Annotated in this window: 10 protein-coding genes and 1 pseudogene; 5 read left to right on the top strand and 6 right to left on the bottom strand. The window is 70.0% G+C overall.

Going from position 1 to position 11,565, the window contains the following annotated elements; translation table 11 throughout:
• The 3 genes from GXZ33_RS10895 to GXZ33_RS10885 form a co-directional block, all read right to left on the bottom strand.
• Positions 1–175, bottom strand: a 175-nt coding sequence (locus GXZ33_RS10895) for an Hsp70 family protein (protein ID WP_291341052.1), incomplete at its 3' end; no start/stop codon positions are given.
• Positions 176–349: 174 nt separating this feature from the next.
• Positions 350–1,420, bottom strand: coding sequence for a DUF4272 domain-containing protein (locus tag GXZ33_RS10890; RefSeq protein WP_291341051.1), 1,071 nt, complete (start codon positions 1,418–1,420; stop codon positions 350–352).
• Between the two features lie 49 nt (positions 1,421–1,469).
• Positions 1,470–2,456 (bottom strand): hypothetical protein, encoded by a 987-nt coding sequence (locus GXZ33_RS10885; protein ID WP_291341050.1) that lies wholly within the window; start codon positions 2,454–2,456, stop codon positions 1,470–1,472.
• Positions 2,457–2,827: 371 nt separating this feature from the next.
• Here GXZ33_RS10885 and GXZ33_RS10880 point away from each other — a divergent pair, with 371 nt between their 5' ends.
• The 3 genes from GXZ33_RS10880 to GXZ33_RS10870 are packed head-to-tail and all read left to right on the top strand — an operon-like array spanning position 2,828 to position 8,229.
• Positions 2,828–6,112: a bifunctional proline dehydrogenase/L-glutamate gamma-semialdehyde dehydrogenase gene (locus GXZ33_RS10880; protein WP_291341049.1), complete on the top strand. Its 3,285-nt coding sequence runs from the start codon at positions 2,828–2,830 to the stop codon at positions 6,110–6,112.
• Positions 6,105–7,535, top strand: a complete 1,431-nt coding sequence (locus tag GXZ33_RS10875; protein WP_291341048.1) for an AI-2E family transporter — start codon at positions 6,105–6,107, stop codon at positions 7,533–7,535. Before GXZ33_RS10880 ends, GXZ33_RS10875 begins: the two co-directional genes overlap by 8 nt.
• Before the next feature lies 1 nt (position 7,536).
• Entirely contained in the window at positions 7,537–8,229 is a 693-nt protein-coding gene (locus GXZ33_RS10870; RefSeq protein WP_291341047.1) for an FAD-dependent monooxygenase, read from the top strand.
• Here GXZ33_RS10870 and GXZ33_RS10865 read toward each other — a convergent pair.
• A complete protein-coding gene (locus GXZ33_RS10865) occupies positions 8,186–8,764 on the bottom strand; it encodes a nucleosidase (RefSeq protein ID WP_291341046.1) in 579 nt (192 codons plus the stop codon). The genes GXZ33_RS10870 and GXZ33_RS10865 overlap by 44 nt on opposite strands.
• Positions 8,765–8,950: 186 nt before the next feature.
• On the opposite strand from GXZ33_RS10865, the gene GXZ33_RS10860 reads away from it, so the two are divergent.
• A complete protein-coding gene (locus tag GXZ33_RS10860; protein WP_291341045.1) occupies positions 8,951–9,487 on the top strand; it encodes a hypothetical protein in 537 nt (178 codons plus the stop codon).
• Between the two features lie 17 nt (positions 9,488–9,504).
• Positions 9,505–10,233, top strand: a complete 729-nt coding sequence (gene cobA / locus GXZ33_RS10855; RefSeq protein ID WP_291341044.1) for a uroporphyrinogen-III C-methyltransferase — start codon at positions 9,505–9,507, stop codon at positions 10,231–10,233.
• Between the two features lie 58 nt (positions 10,234–10,291).
• Here the strand turns inward: cobA and GXZ33_RS10850 are convergent, their stop codons facing one another.
• A complete protein-coding gene (locus GXZ33_RS10850) occupies positions 10,292–11,203 on the bottom strand; it encodes a sulfite exporter TauE/SafE family protein (protein ID WP_291341043.1) in 912 nt (303 codons plus the stop codon).
• A gap of 9 nt (positions 11,204–11,212) precedes the next feature.
• Positions 11,213–11,565, bottom strand: a pseudogene (locus GXZ33_RS10845) (sirohydrochlorin chelatase); the annotation flags it as partial.

The raw sequence follows: 11,565 nt of genomic DNA, 5'->3' as shown, positions 1-11,565 counted from the left end.
CGGCCTGGTTCTTGGCCGGCTGACCGACGAGGACCTCGCCGTTCTTGGCGAAGGCGACGACGGACGGGGTCGTCCGCGAGCCCTCGGAGTTGGCGATAACGGTGGCCTCGCCACCCTCGAGCACGGACACCACCGAGTTGGTGGTACCGAGGTCAATTCCTACTGCGCGTCCCATTATGTGTTTCCTCCTGTTGTTAAGGGATTTTTCCTAAGTTGACTGCCACCGGCTCAACTTCTGGAACCAACGTACCAGAAGCCTTGAGCCCGGCCCACTCAACCTGACATCCCTTACAACGGACCACCCTTCAAAGTTGTTCCCACCTGACTCAACTTTCTTTGTTCCGGCAGGTCAGAGCAACCTTTCCGCCTCGCCCCATGCGCTGCGCGGCGACATGATCCACGCCAACGCTTTCGTCCACTGCTCCGCGATGAGCGGCACGGGACTGTCGTTGTCCGCCTCCCCCGCCAGTCCGTGATGGAGGATGTGCGCCAGGTCGAAGGCCTCCAGCAGCTGCGTCACCCCGCGCAGACCCGGCGAGCGGGCCAGCAGGGTTGCGGTGGTCTCATCCGCCAGGTCCACGGGCGCCGACCCCCATGCCTGCGGGTCGAAGTCCCACGCCCGGAGACGCTGCTGCGGCAGATCGACGATCTGCGCCGCCCAGGCCAGTGCCTCGACCGCCCGGGCGGAACGGGCGAACATCTCCGCCTCCGCGCGCAACTGCGCCGGGATCTCCGGACCGTCGCCGACGAAGGCCGCCTGCCGCGCCCGCCCGAGATCCTCGAGGAAACCCCACTCCCGGTCCGTCAGCGAGTCCAGCACCAGCGACTGCCCGGCCACCAGCTCATCCGCCGACGGGAACACGCCCTGACGGATGCGCTCCGCCGCGTCGACCACGACCAGCAGGGCGCCCAGCCGGTAGAGGACCCGGGTGACGTCGCGGAGCACGACCTCCTCCTCCGCCGGGATGACCGGGACCTGCTCATCGAGCTCGAGCCCCGCCTGCCGCAGGGTCCGCAGATTCCGCTGGCGACGCGCGTGGGCGTCGGCGTGCACCGGCACCTTCACCCCCTTGCCCGGCGCGGCCAGGTTCTCGCCGTCGAGGTTGCGGAACGGGCCGTTGCCCACGCGGAACACGCAGTAACGCCCCCACCCGGTGAACTCCAGCAGTTGCCGCGCCGTGTACCCCTCAGGCCGCCCGAAACGGTAGATGACCTGCGACCGCGAGATGTGCCGGGCCAGCGGATGCACCTGTGTCACGTCCGGACCGGTGACGGTCAGGCCGGCCTCCGCGACGTCGGTGAGTGCCTCAGCGATGAACCCGGACAGGTGCCGGGGATCGGTGAACACCTCGACGGGGCCGACGTCCGGGCCCACCTCAGGCGCGACGGTCGGCAGGGTGGAGAACACGAGGACGTCCATGCACCCCATGCAACCAGACCCGCCGTCCCCCGGCAGGACGGGAAGGGCCTCAGCATTCCCAGGCCCGCGTCTCCGCGGACCAGCAGTCCTCCGGGTACGGCAGCCCCTTGTCCTGCAGCAGCGTGACAAACTCCCCGATGAGTGCCTGTGCCGTCCCGTTGCGCAGGGTCTCGTCACAGATGTACAGGGGCACGAGCCCGTTGACCCGGTAGCGCTCCCCCTGCCGGTGTTCGCGGGCCCGGGTGGCATCGGGGTCGGCCGGATCGAGCAGGTACTTCCCGCGCCCGTCGTACTCGATGATGAGCCCCAGCTCCGGCCAGAAGAAGTCCACCCGCCCCAGCCATTCACCGTCCCGGGAGTGGATGTCCGCCTGCTGCCAGGGGGCGGGCAGCCCCATCCCGTGAAGGAGCAGCTTCACGTCGGTCTCCCGCGGACTCTCCGATCCCGCGGACGCCAGGCGAGCCGCCTCGTGGATCTTCCCCGCCCCCTTCAGCCGCCCCATCCCGGCAGCCCGGGTCCGGATGTCCGCCAGGGAGAACAGCTCCGCCTGCACGCCGTGATCGAGGGCCCACACCGCATCCTGCACGGTGCCCCACCGCGCCAGGTCCAGGGCGGTGGTCAGGGCGTCGGTGACCTGGATGTCCCCGAAGTCAGTCTCGAGCACCTCGACCGCCCCGTCATGCGGCGCCCCCAGGCGGCGGTACCTCACCTTCTTCAGCTCGCGTGTCCGCATGGTGCGGGAGGCCAGCTCCACCTTCTCCCTCCGGATCTGCTCCCCGGAGTCCACGACCGGGAAGCCCCAGATCCGGGCCGCGGACCTCCCGACCACCACCGAGGTCGGCGCAGCGCCGGCGTAGGCCACCACCCGTGCAACCGCCTGCTCCTCCCCGTCCAGGTCGTCGAAGTCCTCCCGCGGAATGAAGTGGCCCGGCGACAGGCGGACATACTCATTGTTCTTCCATGCGCGGTGAATTCTCCGGCGTTCCGCCACGGACACGCCATCGGTCCTGATGACCGGCCCCCCGACCTGGTTCATGCCCGCAGTGTCCCACAGTCCCCGCCTACCCACAGGGCTGTCACGCGCGTACTCGCCTGCCCTCCGGACAGGCCCCCGTACCGCGCTTCCGGCACCCAGGCGAGTACGTCCGTGACACCCCTCCCGACAGCAACCCCCGCAGAGCCCCCTACCCGCCCATGCATTCATCCCTATACTGGCCAGGAGAGTAATTCACGTCACATTTCACTAGAGGCCGCACCGGGCGTCACCCCTGCCCCGCGGCCTCTGAGGAGAAAGGGCCCGCCAGTGAACCTGGAGCGCACCCGCACCCGTCACATCAGTGACCGTCCTCCCGTGGTCGGCTGAACAGTCCCGTACAACCAGCCCACCCATCCCGGAAGGAAACACTGATGTCCCAGCACGTCTCCGTCGAGCAGGTGCTCGACAAGGCCATCGCGCGCGCCCATGAGTGGCTCGCCGCCACCTCGCACTCCGACGGCAGCTCCGCCACGGAGCGTCTCGCTGACCTGGTCCGTGACCCGGGTGGCGTGGCGTTCACCATGGATTTCGTCGACCGGGTCGCCCGCCCGGAGGACAACCGCACCGCCGCCCATGCCCTGCGCAAGCTCGACAGCGCACCGGATTTCCTCGGCCGCCTCAATCAGGGGGCCCTGCAGCTCGGCGGTCTCATGGGTACGAAGCTGCCGAACATCGTCATGCCGCTGGCCCGGGCGCGGATGCGGCAGATGGTCGGCCACCTGGTCCTCGACGCGGACGGCAAGGCGCTGAACAAGCTGCTGGACCGGGCCGCCGCCGAGGGCACGCAGCTCAACCTCAACCTGCTGGGCGAGGCCGTGCTGGGCGATGAGGAGGCGGCCCGCCGCGCGGAACGCACCCTGGCGCTCATCGAGAATCCCAGGGTCACGTACGTCTCCGTGAAGGCGTCGAGCCTGGTGGCGCAGCTCAATCCGTGGGATCTGGAGGGCAACCTCGTCCGTCTCAAGGAGCAGCTGCGTCCGATGTACCGGGTGGCCCGGGACAACGGGACGTTCATCAACCTGGACATGGAGGAGTACAAGGATCTCCGCCTGACCATCCGCCTGTTCACGGAGCTGCTCAGCGAGGAGGAGTTCCGCGACCTGGAGGCGGGCATCGTCCTGCAGGCCTACCTGCCGGACAGCCATGACGCCCTCGTGGAGCTCGCCGAGTTCGCCCGTACCCGTTCCACGCCGATCAAGATCCGCCTGGTCAAGGGCGCGAATCTCTCGATGGAGAAGGTCGAGGCGGAGAGCCACGGCTGGGAGCAGGCCCCCTACGCCACGAAGCACGAGGTCGACGCGAACTACATCCGTCTCCTGGACTTCATCCTCACCCCGGAGCACGCCCCGCACGTGCGCATCGGTGTGGCCAGCCACAACCTCTTCAGCGTGGCGCTGGCCTGGGAGCTGGCGCTGGCGCGTGGTGTCACGGAGCAGATCGACGCGGAGATGCTGCAGGGCATGTCGCCAGCGCAGCAGCAGGCGGTCCGCGCGGAGGTGGGCCGCATGATCCTCTACACGCCGGTCGTGCACCGCGAGGATTTCGACGTCGCCGTGTCCTACCTGGTGCGTCGCCTGGAGGAGAACGCCGCGGAGGAGAACTTCCTCCATGCGCTCTTCGCGCCGGGTGAGCAGATGGTGGCGCAGGAGAAGGCGCTTGTCGACGCCGTCCGCAACCCCTCCTCCACCTCTCCCCGCCGCACGCAGAACCGTCTCACCGAGTCGGGGCGGACCGTCGGGGGGCGTTTCGCGAATGAGCCGGACACGGATCCGGCCCTGCGCGCCAACCGTGAGTGGGCCCTGGAGCGTCTGGCTGCGACCCCTCATGAGATCCGCGCGGAGGAGGTCACCGACCCGACTGTCGTGGACGAGGCTGTCGCCCGCGCGCGGGAGCTGGCCCCGGAGTGGGCGGCCCGCAGCGGGCACGAGCGGGCGGAGGTGCTCGAGACGGTCGCGGATGAGCTGGCGAAGGTGCGCGGTGAGCTCATCACCGTCATGGCGCATGAGGCCGGCAAGACCGTGGACCAGTCGGACCCGGAGATCTCCGAGGCCATCGACTTCGCCGCCTACTACGGTGAGCAGGCGCGCAACCTCGACCGTGCGCGCAGCGAGTTCACGCCGCACGCCCTCACGGTGGTCATCCCGCCGTGGAACTTCCCGGTGGCGATCCCAGCGGGTGGTGTCACGGCGGCGCTGGCGGCGGGGTCGGCGGTGATCATCAAGCCGGCGCCGCAGACGGTGGCCTGCGCGGAGGTCATGGTCGACGCGGTGCGTCGCGGTCTGGAGCGGCACGGCGTGGACCCGGATCTGGTGCAGTTCGTGCGCGCCGACGAGGGCGACGCCGGCCAGCGTCTCATCTCCCACGAGGACGTCGACCATGTCATCCTCACGGGCGCCTCGGAGACCGCGGAGCTGTTCCGTTCCTGGAACCCGCGGATGAGCATCAGTGCGGAGACGTCGGGCAAGAACGCGATCATCGTCACCCCGGCGGCGGACCCGGATCTGGCGGTGGAGGACATCTACCAGTCCGCCTTCGGGCACTCCGGCCAGAAGTGTTCGGCCAGCTCCCTGGTCATCCTGGTGGGGCAGGCGGGCGAGTCCTCGCGCATCAGGAACCAGCTTCTCGACGCCGTCGCGACCCTCCGCGTCGGCCCCGGCACCGACATCACCACCACGATGAACGGCCTCATCGAGCCGCCGGGTGAGAAGCTCCACCGCGGGCTGACCACCCTGGAGGACGGCGAGACCTGGCTGCTCGAGCCGGAGCAGCTCGACGGGGAGGGCCGCTTCTGGAGCCCCGGCATCCGCGACAACGTCCGCCCCGGTTCCTGGTTCCACCGGACCGAGTGCTTCGGCCCGGTGCTCGGCATCATGTACGCCGCGACGCTGGAGGAGGCCGTCGAGTGGCAGAACTCCACCGGCTTCGGTCTGACGGGTGGTCTGCACAGCCTCGACGACGAGGAGATCGACTACTGGACGGAGCACGTCGAGGTCGGCAACGCGTACGTCAACCGCGGCATCACCGGCGCGATCGTGCAGCGTCAGCCCTTCGGCGGCTGGAAGAACTCGGTCATCGGCCCCGGCGCCAAGGCGGGCGGCCCCAACTACGTCGCCCAGCTGGGCACGTGGACGGACGGCGATCTCGACCACGCCCAGGTCGAGCTCATCCCCGCCGTCCGACAGCTTCTCGACGCCGCCCCCGCCGCCCACCGCGACTGGCTCCGCACGGCCGCCGAGCTCGACGAAATCGCCTGGCGCGAGGAGTTCGGCCGCGAGCACGACCTCACCGGTCTGCGCAGCGAAGCGAACATCTTCCGCTACCGTCCGCTGCCGGAGCCGCTGCAGATCCACGTCGGCGACGGCGCCGACGAGCGCGACGTCTGGCGCCTGCGGCTGGCGGGGGCGCGGGCGGGCACGGGGGCGTCGGTAAGCGACGATGTGACGCCCACCCCGGGCGGACGCATCCGCGCCCTGGGCGCGGTACCTGCGGAGATGTACGAGGAGGCGGCCGCGGTCGGCGCGGTCATCCTCGACGCCCCGGTGCTTGCCGACGGCCGCCGCGAACTCCTCCCCTTCCTGCACGAACAGGCCCTGACGGTGACGCTGCACCGTTTCGGTGTGCTGCGACGGGTGGGTGCGATACGGCAGAATGAATGATGTGAACAACCCCATTGACCCCAACCTGCCGGGCGGACACGGAACCGACACCCGGGATCTGACGGAGACGGTCTCCGACTACGCCGGGCTGTCGGACGACCCGACGCTCGACGCCGGGCCCAACGACCGGGACGACGTCACCGACCGCGCGGTGTTCATCGGCCGTGACGGCCGGTGGGCCGCCGGCTGGGCGCTGCGGTTCATCATCTTCGTGGCCGCCGCGTTCATCGCCGGTAAGATCCTCGGCTTCGTGTGGGCGGGACTCTTGCCCATCCTCCTGGCACTGCTGGTGAGCACGGTCCTGTGGCCGCCGGTGAAGATGCTGCGGGAGAAGGTGAAGTTCCCGCCCGCGTTGGCGGCGGTGGTGGTCATCATCGGGTTCTTCGTCATCATGGGCGCGATCTTCGCGGCGATGGCGCCGACCGTGCGCAACCAGGGCTCCGACCTGGTGAAGCAGGCCAGTGAAGGTATCGACAAGCTGAACGCCTGGGTGCAGGGCCCGCCCCTCAACCTCGAGCTGGAGCAGTTCGACGGGGTGCTGGAGGAGATCACGTCCTTCATCCAGAACCAGTCCTCCCAGATCGCCACCGGCGTGTTCACCGGCCTGAGCGCGGCGACCTCGGTGGCGGTGACCATCGTGGTCATGCTGGTGCTGACGTTCTTCTTCCTCAAGGACGGCGACCGTTTCCTGCCGTGGATGCGCCGCTACACCGGCGCCAACGCCGGCTGGCACCTGACGGAGGTGCTCACCCGCACGTGGAACACGCTGGCCGGGTTCATCCGCACCCAGGCGATCGTCTCCTTCGTGGACGCCTTCTTCATCGGCCTCGGCCTGGTGCTCCTCGGGGTGCCGCTGGCCTTCGTGCTCGCGGTGATCACCTTTTTCGCCGGCTTCATCCCCATCGTCGGTGCCGTCACTGCCGGTGCGCTGGCCGTGATCATCGCCCTGGTGTCCAACGGCGTGACCAACGCCCTGCTGGTCCTGCTGCTCATCATCGCGGTGCAGCAGCTGGAGAGCAACATCCTCCAGCCTTTCCTGCAGTCCAAGGCGATGAACATGCACGCGGCGGTCGTGCTGCTCTCGGTGACGCTCGGTTCCACCCTGTTCGGCATCATCGGTGCCTTCCTCGCGGTGCCCATCGCGGCGACCCTGGCCGTGTGGTTCCGCTACCACTCCGAGCTGGTCGCCCTGCGGGCCGGGGAGATCACCATCGACGACATCGAGATCGCCACCGCCAAGGACACCACCCCCACCTCCTGGGAGTCCTTCACCGCGGTCCGCGAACGTCTGCTGTCCATCACCCCGACGCTGGTGCGGCGTAAGAACTCCACCGGCGGGGATAACGGGAGCACCGACGTCTCCGCCGGGGACACACCTGAGAAGCCGAACTGGCGGACGGTGTCCTCCTCCGACCCGTCCTGACGTGCGGGCACTCGTCATCGGCGCAGGTCCGGCCGGTCTCACGGCCACGCTGGTCCTGCGCCGTGCCGGTTGGTACGTCCGCCTCGTGGAGGAGGCCCCTGCGTTGCGGACGCAGGGGTTCTCCGTGCCCGTGCACGAACGGGGCTCCGCGGTGCTCAGCGCGCTCGGCCTGCTGCCGCCCGTCGAGGGGTCGGTGGAGATGTGGCGCGGGGATCTGGTGCGTCTGCTGGCGGGGGAGGTCGGGGAGATCGATGTCGGGGTGGACGCGCAGGACATGGCGGACCAGTTCGGTGACTTCGACGTGGTGCTCGGCGCCGACGGCGTCGACTCCCCCACCCGCGCGCTGGCCGGGCTGCCGGAGGGCCGACGGGCGACGGGGTTCTCCGTGGCCCTGTACGGGGACGGTTTCCTGGTGTTCCCCACCGGGGAGGATCACGGGGGCTCGGCGGTGCGTGTCGACGACATCCTCCAGATCGAGCTGCCCTCCTGGTCACGGGGCCACGTCATGCTCATCGGCGACGCAGCGGCCGCGTGCGGCACCACGACCGGCTACTCGACGACGGTGGCCCTCGTCATGGCGTACGAAGTGGCGACCGGACTGGTGGAGGGCCTGCCCCTCAGTGAGCTGGAGGCACAGCTGCGTCCCTGGGTCACAGAGCAGCAAGCAGCCGCTCGACGGCATCTGCCAGCTTGACGGCGCTGCCCTCCACGGCGTCGGCCCACTCAGGGGCGGTCTCCTCGTCGGCGCGGTCGCTGATCTGCTTGAGCAGGGTGATCGGGACGCCGAAACGGCCGGCGACGGCGGCCAGCGCGTAGCCCTCCATGTCGACCAGGCCGGCGACCTGCGCGATGCAGTCGCGGGTGGCGGAGTCCTCGACGAAGGTGTCGCCGGTGGCGAGCTGGGCCGTCGGGAAGAGACCGGTGACCTCGGGGGTGATCACGCGGGGCAGGGCGTCGCCGCCGATGTCGGAGGTGAACTCGACGTTGAAGTCGTGCTTGTGCACGCGGTCGATCTCGTAGACGCCGTTCGGGATCTCATCGCGCAGCGCCCCGCAGGTGCCCACGTTGATGATGCGCTCCGGCAGGGTGCCCGCTTCCCGACGCGCGCACAGCTCCTCCGTCAGCGTGATCGCGGCCGGCAGGGTGCCGATGCCGGTGACCAGCAGATCAGCTCCTTCCGGCAGGTGGGCGGCTTCCTCGGACACGGCGGCGACGAACAGTACAGTCATGGGCCCAGATCCTACTCCCGGTGGATCTGCGGCAGGTGCAGGCGGGGCGACCTCCTGAGCCGTGACCGATCAGGGTGGAAGCGCACGTAGGGGGTGGAAGAGCTGGGACCGGCCCCACTCCGTTGCCAAATAGACAGACCTGTACTAGTCTTTGCAGACAGTTTAGTCTATCGAAAGGAAGAGACCATGCCCGAGTCATCTCAGCGGCCCCTGCGTATCGCAGTCATCAGCGACGGAGCCACGGGCATGTGCCTGGCGGAGAACCTCGTCAACACCGGAGGCACCCGACAGGTCTTCGTCGACCTCATCACCTCCCGTCCGGCCCCCGCCGGCCTGCTCTCCACCACGCCGGCCACCGCCCCGGAAAACGCCGATAACGCCAATGGCGTCCCGCGACTACGTCTCATCGGCAACGTGCAGGTGGACACGGACATCGAGCTGGATGAGCTCCACGGCCTCTACGACGCCGTGGTCACCCCGGACGCCCCGGCTCTGGAGGACACGGACCTGGCCACCCTCACCGGTGCGGCCCTGGCCTCCGCGGAGATCACCGCCGCGGTGTTCCCGGAGCGTCCGCAGGATGTCCCGCCGAAGGTCCTCGAGCTGCTCGCCGCCCGCGGCGTGGCGGTCACCTCCTGGCAGGGCTGGCCCACCGGTCACAGCGTCTCCGCGGACTGGGCCGCTCTCGAGCTGGCCGCCCGTGGCGTCCCGGTGTGCATGTGAGCGCGCCGGTTCTGGACGTGACCACCGGTCACGTCACGCTGGTCGGCGGGGGTCCGGGTGCGTGGGACCTCATCACGCTGCGGGGTCTGCGGGCCCTGGAGGCGGCCGACGTCATTCTCACCGATCATCTCGGACCCACCGATGAGCTGGCCCGTCTGTGTGATCTCACGGGCAAGACCGTCATCGACGTGTCCAAGCTGCCCTATGGTCGGCAGGTGGCGCAGGAGGAGACGAATCGTCTCCTCGTCGAGCATGCCCGCGCGGGCCGTCGGGTCGTGCGTCTCAAGGGGGGTGACCCCTTCGTCTTCGGCCGCGGCCACGAGGAGGTCATCGCCTGCTCCGCCAGTGGTGTGCCCTGCGAGGTCGTGCCGGGTGTGACCAGCGCGATCTCGGTTCCCGGGGCGGCGGGAATCCCCGTCACGCAGCGGGGGATGGTGCACTCCTTCACGGTCGTGTCGGGGCATCTGCCGCCGGGTCATCCGGGGTCGCTCGTCGACTGGGCCGCGCTGGCGCGGGTCGGGGGCACGATCTCGGTGATCATGGGTGTGCGCAACGTGGGTGCCATCACCGCCACGCTTGCCGACGCCGGCCTCTCCCCCGCCACCCCGGCCGCCGTCATCCAGGAGGGCACCACCACCGGCCAGCGTTCCTTCCGCTGCACGTTGGGCACCCTGGCCGCGACGATGGCGGACCACGGTGTCGAGGCCCCGGCCGTGTACGTCATCGGCGACGTCGCCGCCCTGTAGCCCACAGCAGAAGAGCCGGTCACCCTTCACGGGTGGCCGGCTCTTCTGCTGTGCGGGTCTACCGCACCCCGATCTCCTGCCCCGCAGGCTCCACCGAGACGCCCGTGACGGGCTGGCCGGCGGCGGCGCGGGCCCGGACGGAGCGTCGCCAGCCGAGCCACGAGAAGCCCAGGCCCACCACCACGACGGCCACGACCGTCCAGCCGGGCAGGGCGAGCACCTTGGGCAGGTTGAGGGCGACCAGGAGGGTGCCCACGACGCCGCCGAGGGCGGCCGGGTTGAGGCGGGTGACCAGCCAGGCGGCGAGCGGTGCAGCGATGACCCCGCCGATGAGCAGGGCGAGGACGGCGGCGAGGTTGGCCACCAGGTCGTCCCACAGGCCGATGACGAAGCCGGCGGTCGCGGCGGCGGTGACCAGGAACTCGGCGGTGTTGACGGTGCCGACGATGCGGCGGGGTTCCGCCCGGCCCAGCGTCATGAGGGTCGAGGTGGTCACGGGCCCCCAGCCACCGCCGCCGGAGGCGTCGATGAAGCCGCCGAACAGGCCGAGCCCGCCGAGGAAGCCACGGGAATGTTCACCCCCGGCGCGGCGCGGGTGGATGCGGCCGCGGGAGAAGCGCCACACGAGGTTGGCGCCGATGAGGGTGAGGATGGTGGCGGTGACGGGGGTGGCGGCCTGCGTCGACAAGTGGGAGAGCACGGTCGCGCCGGCGAAGGCGCCCACGGCGCCGGGGACGGCGAGGCGGCGGACGACCTTCCAGTCGACGTTGCCGAAACGCCAGTGGGAGACGCCGGAGACGAGGGTGGTGCCCAGTTCGGCGGTGTGGACGACGGCGCTGGCGGTCGCGGGGCCGAGTCCGGCGAGCACGATGAGGATCGTGGTGGAGGTGGCGCCGAAACCCATGCCGAGGCCGCCGTCGACGAGCTGGGCGGCGAGACCCGCGAGGGCGATGAGCAGGAGTGTGGTCATGGTGGATTCCTAGGTGAGGGCGGCCCGGTACCGCGCCGCCACGACGTCGCGGAGGGCGTCGGTGAGCGGTGGGTCGGCAGTCACGCGCGGTCGCGCGGTGCGCAGGCGGTCGAGCAGCAGGGCGTCGGTGACGAAGAGAGGGATGAGGTGGGCACCGTCGCTTATCGACGCCCCCTGTGCCCCCTGTGTCCCCTGTGCCCCCTGTACCCCCTGCGTCCCCGTGGCCCGCACCACGTCGACGTCCCGCCCGAGGCGGGCGGCCAGGAGTGCGGCGAGGTCGCGGACGGCCTGTTCGGCGCTGGCGTGGGAGGAGCCGACGTGCCCGAGGGCGAGGCGGCGGCCCGGGGTGGGGCGGGTGTGGG

Origin of the sequence: Corynebacterium sp., assembly GCF_012838985.1 — a bacterium.
In the GTDB taxonomy this organism is placed as follows: Bacteria; Actinomycetota; Actinomycetes; order Mycobacteriales; family Mycobacteriaceae; genus Corynebacterium.
Note: the sequence above shows the minus strand (reverse complement) of the source record. Positions and strands in the feature narration are given on the sequence as shown.